General features: G+C 70.8%; 14 protein-coding genes. 7 read left to right on the top strand and 7 right to left on the bottom strand.

The window, feature by feature from the left end:
• Positions 1-27: 27 nt before the first annotated feature.
• From ACFWP2_RS05325 to ACFWP2_RS05300, 6 genes are all read left to right on the top strand, one after another.
• The gene (locus ACFWP2_RS05325) at positions 28-1053 is read left to right on the top strand and encodes a carbohydrate ABC transporter permease (protein ID WP_380448480.1); all 1026 of its coding nucleotides are present in this window, start codon (positions 28-30) and stop codon (positions 1051-1053) included.
• On the top strand, positions 1050-1880 hold the full coding sequence (locus tag ACFWP2_RS05320; RefSeq protein ID WP_360345193.1) for a carbohydrate ABC transporter permease: 831 nt from the start codon (positions 1050-1052) through the stop codon (positions 1878-1880). The genes ACFWP2_RS05325 and ACFWP2_RS05320 overlap by 4 nt, the downstream gene beginning before the upstream one ends.
• A gap of 6 nt (positions 1881-1886) precedes the next feature.
• Complete coding sequence (locus ACFWP2_RS05315) at positions 1887-3440, top strand: glycoside hydrolase family 3 protein (protein WP_380448477.1); 1554 nt, start codon at positions 1887-1889, stop codon at positions 3438-3440.
• A gap of 438 nt (positions 3441-3878) precedes the next feature.
• Positions 3879-5177 (top strand): extracellular solute-binding protein, encoded by a 1299-nt coding sequence (locus tag ACFWP2_RS05310; protein ID WP_380448935.1) that lies wholly within the window; start codon positions 3879-3881, stop codon positions 5175-5177.
• 174 nt (positions 5178-5351) lie between these two features.
• Positions 5352-6410, top strand: a complete 1059-nt coding sequence (locus tag ACFWP2_RS05305; protein WP_380448475.1) for an SIS domain-containing protein — start codon at positions 5352-5354, stop codon at positions 6408-6410.
• Between the two features lie 431 nt (positions 6411-6841).
• Complete coding sequence (locus tag ACFWP2_RS05300) at positions 6842-8362, top strand: sensor histidine kinase (RefSeq protein WP_380448473.1); 1521 nt, start codon at positions 6842-6844, stop codon at positions 8360-8362.
• Positions 8363-8918: 556 nt separating this feature from the next.
• Here the strand turns inward: ACFWP2_RS05300 and ACFWP2_RS05295 are convergent.
• Together ACFWP2_RS05295 and ACFWP2_RS05290 are read right to left on the bottom strand one after the other, a co-directional pair.
• A complete protein-coding gene (locus tag ACFWP2_RS05295) occupies positions 8919-9170 on the bottom strand; it encodes a WhiB family transcriptional regulator (RefSeq protein WP_014138019.1) in 252 nt (83 codons plus the stop codon).
• A 369-nt stretch (positions 9171-9539) separates the two neighbouring features.
• On the bottom strand, positions 9540-10511 hold the full coding sequence (locus ACFWP2_RS05290) for a diacylglycerol/lipid kinase family protein (RefSeq protein ID WP_380448471.1): 972 nt from the start codon (positions 10509-10511) through the stop codon (positions 9540-9542).
• A 50-nt stretch (positions 10512-10561) separates the two neighbouring features.
• On the opposite strand from ACFWP2_RS05290, the gene ACFWP2_RS05285 reads away from it, so the two are divergent.
• Complete coding sequence (locus ACFWP2_RS05285) at positions 10562-10990, top strand: hypothetical protein (RefSeq protein ID WP_380448469.1); 429 nt, start codon at positions 10562-10564, stop codon at positions 10988-10990.
• Positions 10991-11068: 78 nt separating this feature from the next.
• Here ACFWP2_RS05285 and ACFWP2_RS05280 read toward each other — a convergent pair whose 3' ends face one another.
• From ACFWP2_RS05280 to ACFWP2_RS05260, 5 genes are all read right to left on the bottom strand, one after another.
• Positions 11069-11962, bottom strand: a complete 894-nt coding sequence (locus ACFWP2_RS05280; RefSeq protein WP_380448933.1) for an RNA polymerase sigma factor SigF — start codon at positions 11960-11962, stop codon at positions 11069-11071.
• A 300-nt stretch (positions 11963-12262) separates the two neighbouring features.
• Positions 12263-12673 (bottom strand): anti-sigma regulatory factor, encoded by a 411-nt coding sequence (locus ACFWP2_RS05275; protein ID WP_380448467.1) that lies wholly within the window; start codon positions 12671-12673, stop codon positions 12263-12265.
• A gap of 188 nt (positions 12674-12861) precedes the next feature.
• Positions 12862-13338: a GNAT family N-acetyltransferase gene (locus tag ACFWP2_RS05270; RefSeq protein ID WP_380448465.1), complete on the bottom strand. Its 477-nt coding sequence runs from the start codon at positions 13336-13338 to the stop codon at positions 12862-12864.
• 10 nt (positions 13339-13348) lie between these two features.
• Entirely contained in the window at positions 13349-13732 is a 384-nt protein-coding gene (locus tag ACFWP2_RS05265) for a nuclear transport factor 2 family protein (RefSeq protein WP_380448463.1), read from the bottom strand.
• A 97-nt stretch (positions 13733-13829) separates the two neighbouring features.
• Complete coding sequence (locus ACFWP2_RS05260) at positions 13830-14822, bottom strand: ABC transporter substrate-binding protein (RefSeq protein ID WP_380448461.1); 993 nt, start codon at positions 14820-14822, stop codon at positions 13830-13832.
• Positions 14823-14896: the final 74 nt, after the last annotated feature.

Below are 14896 nucleotides of genomic sequence, written 5' to 3'. Positions count from 1 at the left end.
GGTCGGGTTTGCAAGGAAGAGAGAACGATGGCTGCGCAGTCGGAACGGGTGCAGACACAGTCCCCGGAGTCAACGAATTCCGTGGTGGCGTCGACAGACAGCTCCACCACCCCCGGTGCCGAGCGCACCCCGAGGAGGAGCGGCAGACCGTCGGACGGGCCGAGCGTCGCGTCCAGGTTCGCCCCCTACCTGCTGCTGCTGCCGGCCATCGCGGCGACCCTCGTCCTGCTGCTCTGGCCGTTGGTCGAGACGGCCGTGGTGTCGTTCCAGAACCTCAACAAGCGGCAGTTCATCCAGCACCTGACCGAGTGGACGGGCTTCAGCAACTACACCGACCAGCTCGGCAGTTCGGAGTTCTGGACGATCACCCTGCGCACGGTGGTCTTCACGGCGGTCAACGTCGTGCTGATCATGGTGTTCGGCACGCTGGTCGGCCTGCTGCTCAACATCCTCGGCAAGGGGATGCGGCTGCTGCTCTCGGTCGGCCTGCTGCTGGCCTGGGCGATGCCGGTGGTCGCCGCGACCACCGTCTACACCTGGCTCTTCGACCAGAACTTCGGCGTCGTCAACTGGTTCCTGGACAAGCTGGGCTGGCACTCCATGGCCCACTTCAACTGGACCAGCGGCCAGTACTCCACCTTCTTCGTGATCATCCTGCTGATCGTGTGGCAGTCGGTCCCGTTCGTGGCGTTCAACATGTACGCGGGCCTCACCACGATCCCCAAGGAGCTCTACGAGGCCGCCCGGATGGACGGCGCCGGCTCGGCCAAGATCTGGACCTCGGTGATCTACCCGATCATGAAGCCGTTCCTCCTGGCCACGACCTTCCTCGAAGTCATCTGGGTGTTCAAGGCCTTCACCCAGGTCTACCTGATCAACAAGGGCGGACCGGACGGCCTGACCCGCACCCTGCCGGTGCACGCCTTCCTCGAAGGCATCGGGTCCCAGCACTTCGGCGTCGGCTCCGCCATCGCCGTGCTCACCATCCTGATGCTGGCCGCGCTGATGGCCTACTACTTCCGCATCATTCTCAAGCAGGAGGACGAGCTGTGAGGCGCTCGCTTTTCGGACGCACCTGGCCGAACCTGATCGCGGTCGTCCTCTTCGTCTTCTTCATCTTCCCCGTCTACTGGATGTTCTCGACGGCGTTCAAGCAGAACAAGGACATCGTCAGCCGGGACCCCGTCTTCCTGCCGCTGGACGGCACCTTCGAGCACTTCGACCGGGCCGTGCACGTCCCGCACTTCTGGACGTACGTCACCAACAGCCTGATCGTCACCGTGGGCGCGGTGCTCGGCTCGCTGGTGATCGCCACCCTGGCCGCCTTCGCGATCGCCCGGATGCGCTTCCGCGGCCGCAAGGGCTTCGTCCTGGTGGTGATGGCCGCCCAGATGGCGCCCTGGGAGGTCATGGTCATCGCGGCCTACCTGATCGTCCGCGACAACGACATGCTCAACAGCCTGGTGCCGCTGACCGCCTTCTACCTGATGATGGTGCTGCCCTTCACGATCTGGACGCTGCGCGGCTTCATCGCCGCCGTGCCCAAGGAGCTGGAGGAGTCGGCCATGGTGGACGGCTGCACCCGCACCCAGGCCTTCGTGAAGGTGATCTTCCCGCTGCTCGCCCCCGGCCTGATGTCGACCTCGCTGTTCGGCTTCATCACCGCGTGGAACGAGTTCCCGTTGGTCAACATGCTGAACAAGAAGGAGATGGCGCAGACGCTCCCGCTCTGGCTCTCCTCGTTCCAGACCGCGTTCGGCACCGACTGGGGCGCGACCATGGCCGCGTCCACCCTCTTCGCCGTGCCGATCCTGATCCTGTTCATCTTCCTGCAGCGCAAGGCGGTCAGCGGAATGACCGACGGCGCCGTGAAGGGCTGAGTCAACGTGAGCATCCTCGTTCCCACCATCGCGGACAGCGACCAGCTGCACCGTGACGCCCTGACCGTCCTCCAGCCCGGCTTCGTCGGCACCGAGCCGCCGGAGTGGCTGCGCCGCCACCTGGCCGCGGGCCTCGGCTCGGTCGCGCTGTTCGACCGCAACGTGGTCGACCTCGACCAGTTGTCCGCGCTCACCGGGGCGCTGCGCGCCGAGAACCCCGACCTGCTGATCGCCATCGACGAGGAGAGCGGCGACGTCACCCGGCTGGAGGCGGGCTCCGGCTCGTCCTGGCCCGGCAACCTCGCGCTCGGCGCGATCGACGACCCGGCGCTGACCAGGGACGTCGCCCGCGAGCTGGGCCGGGCGCTGGCCGCGGCCGGCGTCAACTACAACTGGGCGCCCACCGCGGACGTCAACTCCAACCCGCGCAACCCGGTGATCGGCGTCCGCTCCTTCGGCGCCGACCCCGAGCTGTGCGCCCGGCACACCGCCGCCTGGGTCGAGGGCCTGCAGTCGGCCGGCGTGGCCGCCTGCTCCAAGCACTTCCCCGGCCACGGCGACACCGCGGTGGACTCGCACCACGGCCTGCCCGTCATCGACGTCGACCTGGACGTGCTGCGGGCCCGCGACCTGATCCCGTTCCAGGCGGCGATCGCGGCCGGCACCAAGGCCGTGATGACCGCCCACATCATGATCCCGGCGCTGGACCCGAAGCTGCCCGCCACCCTGAGCCCGACCGTGCTGCGCGACCTGCTGCGCGCCGCCCCGGCCGACGGCGGCCTCGGCTACCAGGGCCTGATCGTCAGCGACGCGATCGAGATGGGCGCCATCGCCGACACCTTCGGGATGGGCGAGGGCACCGTGCTGGCCCTGGCGGCCGGCGCGGACGCGATCTGCGTCGGCGGCGGGCTCGCCGACGAGGAGACCGTGCTGATGCTGCGCGACGCCATCGTGGCGGGCGTGCGCTCCGGCCGGCTGGCCGAGGAGCGGCTGGCGGACGCCGCCGACCGGGTCCGGGCGCTGGGCAGCTGGGGCCGGATCGCGGCCCAGGGCGAGCGGGTCGAGCCGGACCTCGCGGTCGGCCTGCGGGCCGCCCGCCGGGCGCTGCGGGTGGTCCGGGCGCCGGGCCTGGCGGTGGCGCCGGTGACCGAGCGCCCGTACGTGGCCTCGTTCTCGGACGAGCCGAACATCGCCGTCGGCGACGTCACCCCGTGGGGCGTGGCCGGGATGCTGGCCGACCGCTTCCCCGGCACCCGCACCCGCGAGGTGTCGGCGGCCGACGCCGCGCCGGAGCTGCTGGACGCGCTGGTCGAGGAGCTGCTGGCCGGCGCCGAGGGCCGCCGCCTGGTGCTGGTGGTCCGGGACGCGCACCGGCACGCCTGGATGGCCGCCGCGCTGGGCCGTCTGGTGGCGGCCCGGCCGGACGCCGCCGTGGTCGAGATGGGCCTGCCCCAGTCCGGGCCGGTCGGCGCGCTCCACATCGCCACCCACGGCGCCGCCCGGGTCTGCGGACTGGCGGCCGTGGAGGTCCTCACCGGGCAGCCGGGAGCGGTCGGCTGAACCGTTCGACGAGGCGTCACCGGCCGTGTCCGGTGGGCGTCGGCCGACGGGCCCGTCATGCGCATGTCGCATGGCGGGCCCGTTCCGTTTTCCCGGCGTTGACCTGCGGATCCTCCGGATGACGGTGTTCCCTCAAGTGGGCCTTAAATCCACCTTAAGTCCTACTTAGGGTGACGGAACGGCGACGGCCCGCCACGCGGTACAACAGCTCTGCAACGGCCGCCCCGAGTAAGGCTTTTGGTCGTTGACACCACCTATGGTCTAGGCCAGAGTCCAGTCATCCGGTTCGAGATTCAACCTCGCCGGATGTGGTATCGGCCCTCCCCCAAGCTCTTCGCCGCCCCCTGTCCGGACTCTCCGCCGCGGGCGCCAATCACGCTGCCGGCGGGCAACACGGCTCTACACCCCTCGGAGGATGGCGTGAAGAAGCGTCAGCTCATGTCGACGCTCGGGACCCTGGCACTGGCGGTCGGTCTGACGGCCTGTTCCTCGACCGCGAAGCCCGCGGGCGACGGCGGTGCGGGCGGTTCCGCGGACCCGAAGGCCGCCGGCGGCACCGTCACCGTCTGGCTGATGGACGACGCCCAGAAGAACTGGCCGGACCTGGTCCAGCGGGTCAACGACGAGTTCGCCGCGAGGTACCCGAACGTCAGCCTCAAGCTGGTCTACCAGGGCTGGGCCGACAAGGTGGGCAAGCTCGACAAGGCCATCGCCGACGGCAACGCCCCCGACGTCGTCGAGCTCGGCAACACCGAGACCATGAAGTACGTGCTCTCCGGCGCGCTGGCCCCGGTGGACCGCAGCACCTTCGACAACTCCGACAGCTGGATCAAGGCGCTCGCCAACACCTGCACCTACCAGGACAAGCTCTGGTGCGTGCCCTACTACGCCGGCTCCCGGGTCGCCATCTACAACTCCACCGCCTTCCAGCAGGCCACCGGCAGCGCCGACTTCCCGAAGACCGAGGCGGACCTGCTGGCCGCGCTCGACAGGATCGCGGACCGCAACAAGGCCGACCGGACCTACTCCCCGCTCTACCTGCCCGGCCCGTACTGGTACGCCGCGATGAGCTACGTGGCCGCGTACGGCGGCAGCATCGCCAAGTTCGACAGCTCCGGCAACTGGCACGGCACCCTGCACGACGCCAAGTCCCAGCAGGGCGTCAGCCACTTCGTCGACCTGGTGCGCAAGTACAACAAGGGCGACCTGGCGGTGAACGAGCAGAACCAGTACGAGGCGATGGCCCGCGGGCACGCCGCGTCCTTCTACGGCAACGGCTACGAGGCGGCCAGCGTCACCGCCCCGGTCACCGGCGACCCGAGCATCAAGGACGCCGTCAAGGTGGCCACCATGCCCGGCCCCGACGGCAAGCCGCTGCCGACCTTCATCGGCGGCTCCGACCTCGCCGTCACCGCCAAGTCCCAGCAGGTGGCGCTCGCCACCGACTGGATCCGGATGTTCACCAGCACCAAGTCCGAGCAGGCGCTGGCCGACAAGGACATCCTGCCGAACAACCTGACCCAGCTGAACCCGCTGAAGAACAAGCCGACCACCGCCGCCGCGGCCAACGCCGTCCCGGACGCCTGGTTCACCCCGCTGGCACCCGGCTGGGGCGCGGTCGAGAAGCAGAAGGTCATCCCGGACATGCTGACCGCGATCCTCAAGGGCAAGTCGGTGGACCAGGCCACCAAGGAGGCCGACGCCGCGATCGACCAGCTGATCAACAAGGCGTCCTGACACCGGCCGTGGTACGCCCCTCCCGACCCCGGGAGGGGCGTACGGGTGCCACGCCGCGGGCCCGCTCGTACGATGGCGGCAGAACCGCAGCGAGTGTGCGGACTCGCCGCCGTGGAGGTTCCCGCCGGGCAGCCGCCCGGCGGGGTCGAACCGTCTCATCGGAGGCAGACCCAGATGTCCGACCCGCAGACCGTTCCCGTGCCCGGCCGGATCATGGCGGCGGAGATGGCCGAGCAGCCGGCCGTCCTCCGGCGCATCCTCGACGAGGGTGCCCCGAAGATCCGTGAGGTCGCCGCGCAGATCGCCGCCCGCGGCCCGCGTTTCGTCCTGCTCACCGCGCGCGGCACGTCCGACAACGCCGCGCTGTACGCCAAGTACCTGATCGAGATCCTGCTCGGCAAGCCGGCCGGCCTGACCTCGATGTCCACCACCACCGCGTACGGCGCCAAGCCGGACCTCACCGACGTCCTGGTCGTCACCGTCAGCCAGTCCGGGGGCTCGCCCGACCTGGTGGCCTCCACCAAGGCCGCCCGCGAGGCCGGCGCCGTCACCCTCGCGGTGACCAACAACGCCGCCTCGCCGCTGGCCGAGGTCTCCGAGTTCCACATCGACGTGCTGGCCGGCCCGGAGAAGGCGCTGCCGGCCACCAAGACCTACACCGCCGAGCTGCTGGCGCTCTACCTGCTGGTCGAGGGCCTGCGGGGCGGTGACGGATCGGCCGCCGAGGAGCTGCCGGGCCTGGCCGCCGGGGTGCTGGCCCGCAAGGCCGAGGTGAAGGCGCTGGCCGAGCGCTACCGCTTCGCCCAGCGCCTGGTCATCACCTCGCGCGGCTACGGCTACCCGACCGCCCGCGAGGCGGCGCTCAAGCTGATGGAGACCACCTACATCCCGGCCACCCCGTTCTCCGGCGCCGACCTGCTGCACGGCCCGCTGGCCATGGTGGACAACGTCTCGCCGGTCATCGCGATCGTGCCGGACGGCAGGGGCGGCGAGGCCCTCCAGCCGGTGCTGGACCGGCTGCGCGGGCGCGGCGCGGACCTGGTGGTGGTCGGCCAGCAGGCGCAGGTGGAGGCCGCCTCGGCGGGCTTCGCGCTGCCGGCCGGCGTGCCCGAGGAGGTGCAGCCGATCCTGGAGATCCTGCCGCTGCAACTGCTGGCCCACGAGGTCACCATCGCCCGCGGCCAGGACCCGGACGCCCCGCGTGCCCTGGCGAAGGTCACCGAGACCAGGTAGGCCGCCCCGGACGCGATCCGGCCCCCGGTCCACAGGCGGTGGACCGGGGGCCGGATCGCTGAGCGGCCGGACGTGGTTCGGGGGGCCGAAAACACTACGGGCCACGGCGCCGACACGGGACCCTCAACCCATGCGGCACCGCAGCCCGGAGCTGTCGTCGGGCACCGGAGTCGACCGAGGACTGTGCGGGGTCCTCGCTCGTCGGCGTCCGACCGAGGAGGGGCCGCGCGCGGTCAGGGCAGTTGCGCGGGGGCCTCTCCTTGGTGCTCTTTCATTGTGGACTAGACCAATCTCGCTTGTCCAGGCCCCTCGGAAAATTGGTCTAAACAACTCAGGGGGCAGGCGGCCCGCGGCGCCCGCCCGCCGGTCCGCCGCGCTCCGTCCACCGGTCCGCCGCGCCCCGCCCGGACCGGCGGCGCTACCCTCGCCATGTGCCCTCGCTGAACGAACTCGTCCGCCGCCACACCACCCTCACCGGGGCCGACGTGGAATGGCTCCACAACCTGGTCTCGGAGTGGCAGCTGCTCTCCGACCTCTCCTTCGCCGACCTGGTGCTGTGGATCCCCACCTGGGACGGCATCCGCTACGTGTCCGTGGCGCAGATGCGGCCCAACACCGGGCCCACCTCCTACCAGGACGACATGGTCGGCCACCTCGTCCCGCGCGGCCGCCGTCCGCTGCTGGACGCCGCCTTCGACGAGGGCCGGATCGTGCGCGAGGGCGACCCGGAGTGGCGCGAGGAGGTCCCGGTCCGGGTCGAGTCGATCCCGGTCCGACGGGAGGGCAAGGTGCTGGGCGTGATCGCGCGCAACACCAACCTGCTGACCGTGCGCACCCCGAGCCGGCTGGAGCTCACCTACCTCCAGAGCGCCTCCGACCTGGCCCAGATGATCGCGGCCGGCTCCTTCCCCTTCCCCGGCGTCGAGCAGGCCGACATGGACGCGGCCCCCCGGGTCGGCGACGGCCTGATCCGGGTGGACGCGGACGGCGTCGTCACCTACGCCAGCCCCAACGCCCTCTCCGCCTACCACCGCCTCGGCCTCACCACCGACCTGGTCGGCAGCCACCTCGGCCGGGCCACCGCCGACCTCGCCCCGCCGTCCCGTTCGGCCGTCCACGAGGCGCTGGTGAAGCTGGCGAGCGGCTGGGCGCCCCGGCAGACCGAGGTGGAGGCCCAGGGGGGAGTGGTGACCCTGCGGGCGATCCCGCTCAAGCCCAAGGGCACCCTGACCGGTTCGCTGGTGCTCTGCCGGGACGTGACCGAGCTGCGCCGCCGCGACCGGGAGCTGATGACCAAGGACGCCACCATCCGGGAGATCCACCACCGGGTGAAGAACAACCTCCAGACCGTCGCCGCCCTGCTGCGGCTGCAGTCCCGCCGGATGGACTCGGAGTCCGGCCGGGCCGCGCTGGACGAGGCGGTGCGCCGGGTCGGCTCGATCGCGATCGTGCACGAGACGCTCTCCCAGGCGCTGGACGAGCAGGTGGCCTTCGACGAGATCGCCGACCGGGTGCTGGCGATGGTGATGGAGCTGTCCCAGGACGGCCGGGTGGCGACCCGCCGCACCGGCAGCTTCGGCATCCTCTCCGCCGAGGTGGCCACCCCGCTGTCGATGGTGCTGACCGAACTGCTCCAGAACGCCCTGGAGCACGCGTTCGGACCGACCGCCTCCGGGAACCTGGAGGTCAGCGCCCTGCGCGGGCGGGCGCCGGCGACCGGCAAGGGCTGGTCGGACAGCTGGACCGGCGGCGCCCGGCCGGAGGAGTACCTGCTGATCACGGTGCAGGACGACGGCCGCGGCATGCCGGAGGGGTTCGACCCGAAGACGGCGGGCAACCTCGGGCTGCAGATCGTCCGGACGCTGGCCACCGGTGAGCTGGGCGGCACCTTCGACATGGTGGCCGGCCCGAACGGCGGGACCAAGGTGATCCTGGAGATCCCGGTCCGCTGAGGTCCGCTGAGGTCCGGTCGGTCGGGATCCCATCGGGATCCGGTGCGCGGTCGGGTGTGAAGCGGTCGGGTGTGAAGGTGTGCGGCAGGGCGCGTGTCCGGCGGAAGCGCCGGGTTCGCGCCGCACGCGCCGGAGTGCGGAAGCGGAGCGCGCGCCGGAGTGCAGTGTCGGAGTGCGCAGCCGGAGCGCCCAGCCAGAGCGCCGAGTCCGAGCGCCGGGTCGGCGCGCGGAAACAGAAACGAGGCCCTGTCGACCGGGGGGGGTGGGTCGACAGGGCCTCTCAACCCGTTCCGGCCGTCGGGGGGAGTCGGCCGGAGCGGGGGCTCAGGGTGGTGCGACACCTCGCCGGTGCGTTGCACACGGTGAGCGCCACAGCTCCACGATATTGCTCTCTGTGAACAGTATCAAGTGTCCGGGCGGGTCCGGTGTCGCAGGACCCGGCTGGGCAAGGTCCTTTGTGCGGAAGGCTTCACCAGGAGGTGCAGGGAAGCCTTTGATCATGTGTCGATCGGTACTGCGGTCACTGCTGGTGCTACGGCGTGTGATCGCCGGGCGATCAGGCGGTGCGGGCGCGGTTGCGGGCGGCGCGGCGCTTCATCGCGCGACGCTCGTCCTCGCTCATGCCGCCCCAGACGCCGGCGTCCTGGCCGGTCTCGAGCGCCCACTGGAGGCACTGCTCCATCACCGGACAGCGGCGGCACACGGCCTTGGCTTCCTCGATCTGCAGCAGAGCAGGACCGGTGTTCCCGATCGGGAAGAACAGCTCCGGGTCCTCTTCGCGGCAGACAGCGCGGTGGCGCCAGTCCATGGTCGTCCAACTCCTCCTGCCGCGGGGGGTGGCCCGATCGGCATAATCGAATGGCTTGTGAATGTGAACGCTTTCACGAATCCCGCAACAGCAAAAGAGACCAAAGGCCCGTCGGGCCCGGGTGGTCTGTGCTGGGGGGGATTCGGCGATTCGAGGGACACCCCGCGGTCGGTGCTCCTGTGGTTCCGGAGTCGCCGTCGCTGCGATGTGTCCCGATCGCCATGTAGAGGTTCGCAAACCTCGGGCTCGGATACAACCCCCTTCGGGGAGGAATTTTGGATTCTTCGGTGTCGCCTAGCTCACAGCCAGTACTTCTATGGAGTGAAGGGGGCTTGTGCGTTCGAGAAGAAGGGGGAACCCCCCTTCCAGTCACACAATCACACGCAGTGCCCGCCGTACGCCTGTGAAACTGACGCGACTCCTGTCTCCAAGATGGTCCCCGTCGACCTGGAACGGCGCCGGTTCCTCCGAAACCAAGGTGAAGTGTCTGACGTCGTGATAGGAGACGACGTGCTTCCCGGAGGGGCCCTTCGGAGGGGTGCCGTCACTCGAAGGCGCGTACGACCGCAGGATCTGACGGACCGTTCGAGCCGTGCCGAACGCCGTCATCCGGGTGATGCCGAAGACGTCCAGGTCCGTGTCGAAGGAGGCGAGCGGTGAGGGGTAGACCGGACGGTTGCCGAGGAAGGTCCAGGGCGAGGTGTTGCTGACTATCGACAGGACCAGGCCCGGGACCCGCGCGTGGCCCGGAAGTTCCAGGGAGACCGGGCCGGAACGGCGCTGCTCACGCTGGGTGAAGTAGTGCCGCAGGGCCTGGCCGACGTACAGGGCGTGGGTGGACTTGCGCCCGGCCCGGCGCTGCTCCTCGACCCGGCCGACCACCCCGGCGTCGAAGCCGAGGCCGGCGGTGAAGGTGAACCAGCGGTCCGGCAGCCCGTCGGTCATCGCCTTGCCCAGCCCGATCGGCCGCTCCCGGCCGTGCTCCAGCGCGTCCAGCAGGACGCCGGTGGCCTCGACCGGGTCGTTGGGCAGGCCCAGCGCGCGGGCGAACACATTGGTCGAACCGCCCGGCACCACGGCCAGTCGCGGGACCTTCTCGCCCGGGCCGTGCGCCAGCAGCCCGTTCACCACCTCGTTGACGGTGCCGTCCCCGCCCAGCGCCACCACCAGGTCGACGGTGCCGTCCTCCGCCGCCTCGCGGGCCAGGTCGCGCGCGTGGCCCCGGTACTGGGTCTCGGCGACGTCCAGCTTGAGATCGCTGCGCAGGGCGTGGATCAGGACGTCCCTGGTCCGGCCACTGGTGGTGGTGGCCTTGTGGTTCACGACCAGGAGAGCGCGCATGGGGAAAGCCTACGGGTCGGTACGGACCGACCGGCGGCTACCCTGCTGGAGTGACCGCAGAAACCTCCGCACCCGCACCCTCGGCCGGCGCCGGCCGCCCGGCCTCCCTGACCCTGGGCGCCGCCATCACGGCCCTGGAGGGCGCCGCGCTCGCCGTCGTCGGCCTCTCGGACATGGTGGCCGCGCTGTCCGGCCAGGCCAAGCAGCTGGCCCTGAACGAGTTCGGCGGAGCGGTCATCGTGCTGCTCGGCGTGCTGCCGGTGCTGGCCGCCCTCGCGCTGCTCAAGAAGCGCCGCTGGGGCCGCAGCCCGGCGGTGCTGACCAACTCGATCTGCCTGCCGGTCGCCTACTACATGGTCGAGAGCGGCGGCGCGATGATCGCGGTCGGCGCGCTGATCGGCGTGCTCGGCCTGGTGGGCATCGGCTGCCTGCTGAACCCGAAGTCGACGGCGGCCCTGTACGCCCCGTCCGAGGACTAGGGGCACACAGGGCCGAAGGTCGCGAGGAACCGGTGTGCGACCGGACGGCCGCCGGCCGGAGCTGAGCGGCCGTCAGTCCTACTCCTCCACCAGGAGCTTCTCCCGCAGCTGGGCCAGGGTCCGGGCGAGCAGCCGGGACACGTGCATCTGGGAGATCCCCACCTCGGCGGCGATCTGCGACTGGGTCATGTTCCGGAAGAACCGCAGCACCAGGATCTTCTGCTCCCGGGGCGGCAGTTGGGCCAGCAGCGGCTTGAGCGACTCGCGGTACTCGACGCCCTCCAGCGCCTCGTCGGTCGCGCCCAGGGTGTCCGCGACGGCCGGCGACTCGTCGTCGCTGTCCGGCACGTCCAGGGACAGCGTGGAGTACGCGTTGGCGGACTCCAGGCCCTCCAGGACGTCCTCCTCGGAGATCCCCAGGTGCTCGGCCAGCTCGTGCACCGTGGGGGAGCGGCCGTGCCGCTGGGAGAGCTCGCTGGTCGCCGTGGTGAGCGACAGCCGCAGCTCCTGGAGCCGGCGCGGGACGCGCACCGCCCAGCCCTTGTCGCGGAAGTGCCGCTTGATCTCCCCGACGATGGTCGGCGTCGCGTAGGTGGAGAACTCGACGCCGCGCTCGTGGTCGAAGCGGTCCACCGACTTGATCAGGCCGATGGTGGCGACCTGGGTCAGGTCGTCCAGCGGCTCTCCCCGGTTGCGGAAGCGCCGGGCCAGGTGCTCGACCAGCGGGATGTGCATCCGCACCAGCTGGTTGCGCAGTTCGACCCGCTCCGGGGAGCCCTCGGGCAGTGCGGACAGCCGGACGAACAGCGCGCGGGCGGCCTCCCGGTCCGGGGCGCCGGTGCGGTGCGTGCCCTGGGTGGGCACGGCGCCGTGTACCTCGGCCCCGACCGCCGGGTCCGTCCCGTCCGCCGGGTCCGGCGGGGGCACGGAGGCAGGCGTCGGCTCGGACGTCGGCTCGGTGGGGTGGCTCATCCGCTGGGCGTCCTTCGGGTGCGCTTCGTCGTTGGCGGCGAGGCCGGGAACGCTCGCCTGGGTCGGTACGGCAGGTCCCGCCGTCGCGAGGCCGGTACGGTCCAGATCACTCACGGCCATTCCCCCGTTCCGTTCCGGGAGCACCGGGGCCGGCGGCCCCGGAATCGTCTCGTTGGTCGTACCGCGTGGGTGGCGGTACCGGGAGCCGTCCGTCGGACCCCGGGTCGGGGAGCGGCGGACGGCCCTTGCGCGGGTGGTGCTCGGTGCTGCTCGGGTCGTGCGGTTCGGTCCGGCGCCCGGCTAGTGGGCGGGGGAGCCGCCGCGCTTCTTGTTCAGGCTGATCGACACGGTGTTGTCCTCGCCGACCGAGGAGTCGACCTCGCCGGCCAGGGCGGAGAGCACCGTCCAGGCGAAGGTGTCCCGCTCGGGGGCCTTGCCGTCGGTGGTCGGGGCGGCGACGGTGACCTTCAACGAGTCGCCGACCAGCCGGAACTCGCAGGACAGCACGGAGCCGGGCACCGCCTGCTGGAGCAGGATGGCGCAGGCCTCGTCGACCGCGATCCGCAGGTCCTCGATCTCGTCGAGCGTGAAGTCCAGCCGGGCCGCGAGCCCGGCCGTCGCCGTTCGCAGGACGGAGAGGTAGGCCCCCGCTGCGGGCAGCCGGACCTCCACGAAGTCCTGAACACCGAGATCGCCGTCGATCTGGGACACCCTTGCCTCCTGGGTGGCGCGCTGTGCTTTCTTGGTACCCCGCTTGTTACCGCTTGCTACCCCCGAAGGGGGCCCGGCGTCACGGATCCGCCAACGCTCTGCCTTCCGCACCCCGGTTCGGGAGTTACTCATGGTAAGGCATTGCGACGCAGGGTGGCAGACCCTTTCCCCGGTCTCCGAACGGCCGTTCAGCGCCGGCCGGCCTCGGCCAGCGCGCCGTCGGTGAGCCGGTAGACCGTCCACTCGTCCATCGGCACCGCGCCGATCGACTTGTAGAAGTCGATCGAGGGCTGGTTCCAGTCCAGGACCGACCACTCGACCCGGGAGTAGCCGCGCTCGACGGCGATCCGGGCGAGCTCCAGCAGCAGCGCCTTGCCGTGGCCGCCGCCGCGCGCCTGCGGACGGACGTACAGGTCCTCCAGGTAGATCCCGTGGGTGCCGCGCCAGGTCGAGAAGTTGCGGAACCAGACCGCGAAGCCGACCGGCTCGCCGGTGGCGTCGTCCTCGGCGATCAGCCCGAACAGGGCCGGGTTCTCGCCGAACAGGGCGTCGCGCAGCTGCTCCTCGGTGGCCTCCGCCTCGTGCAGGGCCTTCTCGTACTCCGCGAGTTCGCGGACCATGGCGTGGATGACGGGAACGTCGGTGGTGACGGCGTTGCGGATCATGCCAGTGAGCCTACTGCTCGGGACCGGTCTCGTCCCAGGCCTGGACGGAGGTCTGGTCGACGATCCGGCCGTCCCGCAGGACGGCCATCGAGGACATCAGCACCCGGACGCCGTCCGGGTACCGGCAGGACTCCAGGAACGCGGCGTGGTCGCCCTGCACCACGACCTGTTCCAGCTTGTGGGTCATCTCGCGGCCGTAGATGTCGTCCAGCATGGCGCCGATCTCCTCCCGCCCGTGCATCACCAGGGGGTGGCTGGGCTGGGTCTTGCGATCGACCATGCGCAGTTCGGCGTCCTCCGCGTAGAGCGCCAGGAGGGTCTCGGCGTCGCAGCGCTCGATGCCCTCGCGCAGTGCGCGGGTGTCGAAGGCGGCGGGGGCCGCCATGGTGGTCATGATCTCGCTCCTCCGGTCGGGTTCCGTCGGCTCGTACCTTGAGCGTACGCCCGCGGCCTGCGGCCCGGAGGAGCGCGATCGGGGCGGTCGGGGCCGGTCAGCGGGGCGGCACGGTGCGCAGGTACGCGGCCAGCGCGCCGATCGCGGCCGGGTTGCGCGGGCTCTCCACCAGGTCGACGTAGTCCATGACGAAGATCCGGTCGTTCCTGATCGCGGAGACGCCGGCCAGCGGCGGGAAGGACGTGAGGAACTTCCGCTTCTCCTCGGCGCCGGTGTCGCCGTAGTTGTTGATCACGATCACCTCGGGGTCGCGCCGCACCACGGCCTCCCAGCCGGCCGTGACCCAGCTGTCGGCGAGGTCGCCCATGATGTTGGTCCCGCCGGCCTTGGCGATGATCTCGTCGGCGGCGGCGAACTTCCCGGCGGTGTACGGCTTGTCCTGCCCGCTGTCGTACAGGAAGACGGACGGGCGGCGCTCGACCGGGGGGACGGCGGCGATCTGCGCCTTGAAGTCCGCGATCAGCCGGTCGGAGCGGTCCTTGACGTCGAAGATCTCGCCGAGGTTGGCCAGGTCGGTGTAGAGCGCCTCCAGCGGGTCCATCACGCCGCGCTCGGTGCCCTTGCCGCTGCGGCAGGACTCGGTGAGCACGTACGAGTCGATGCCGAGCGCCCTGAACGCCTGCGGGGTGACGCCGGCGCTCTCGTCGAAGCCGTAGTGCCAGCCGGCGAAGACCAGGTCGGCCTTGGCGTCCAGCACGATCTCCTTGGTGATCCGCTGCTTGGAGAGCCACTTCGTCTGCTGGTAGCCGTCCTTCCAGGCGACCTGGTCGATCTTCCCCTTGTCGTCGGGCATCACGTAGCCGGCCATCCGGTCGGCGAGGCCGAGGGAGAGCATCAGCTCGGTGATGCCCACGTCGTAGGTCACCGCGCGGGCGGGCTTCCGCGCGAAGGTGAGCTTCTGCCCGCAGTTCTCCACCGTCACCGGGTAGTGGGCGGAGGCGCCGGCGGCCTCCTTCGGGGCGATCTCGGCGCCGCAGGAGGTGAGTCCGAGGACGAGCAGGGCGGCGGTGGCAACGGCCTTGGTGCGCACGGGGGTTCCTTCGTGGTCGAGCGAGGTCGTTCGTGGTCGAGTGGGGTCGTCGGGGTCGTCGGGGTCGTTCGAGG

This window comes from Kitasatospora sp. NPDC058444 (assembly GCF_042721415.1).
In the GTDB taxonomy this organism is placed as follows: domain Bacteria; phylum Actinomycetota; class Actinomycetes; order Streptomycetales; family Streptomycetaceae; genus Kitasatospora.
Note: the sequence above shows the minus strand (reverse complement) of the source record. Positions and strands in the feature narration are given on the sequence as shown.

Coding starts and splice junctions, on each gene's coding strand:
- ACFWP2_RS05325 (WP_380448480.1), top strand. CDS start 28: ATGGCTGCGCAGTCGGAACGGGTGCAGACACAGTCCCCGGAGTCAACG.
- ACFWP2_RS05310 (WP_380448935.1), top strand. CDS start 3,879: ATGTCGACGCTCGGGACCCTGGCACTGGCGGTCGGTCTGACGGCCTGT.
- ACFWP2_RS05305 (WP_380448475.1), top strand. CDS start 5,352: ATGTCCGACCCGCAGACCGTTCCCGTGCCCGGCCGGATCATGGCGGCG.
- ACFWP2_RS05295 (WP_014138019.1), bottom strand. CDS start 9,170: ATGGACTGGCGCCACCGCGCTGTCTGCCGCGAAGAGGACCCGGAGCTG.
- ACFWP2_RS05290 (WP_380448471.1), bottom strand. CDS start 10,511: ATGCGCGCTCTCCTGGTCGTGAACCACAAGGCCACCACCACCAGTGGC.
- ACFWP2_RS05280 (WP_380448933.1), bottom strand. CDS start 11,962: ATGAGCCACCCCACCGAGCCGACGTCCGAGCCGACGCCTGCCTCCGTG.
- ACFWP2_RS05270 (WP_380448465.1), bottom strand. CDS start 13,338: ATGATCCGCAACGCCGTCACCACCGACGTTCCCGTCATCCACGCCATG.
- ACFWP2_RS05265 (WP_380448463.1), bottom strand. CDS start 13,732: ATGACCACCATGGCGGCCCCCGCCGCCTTCGACACCCGCGCACTGCGC.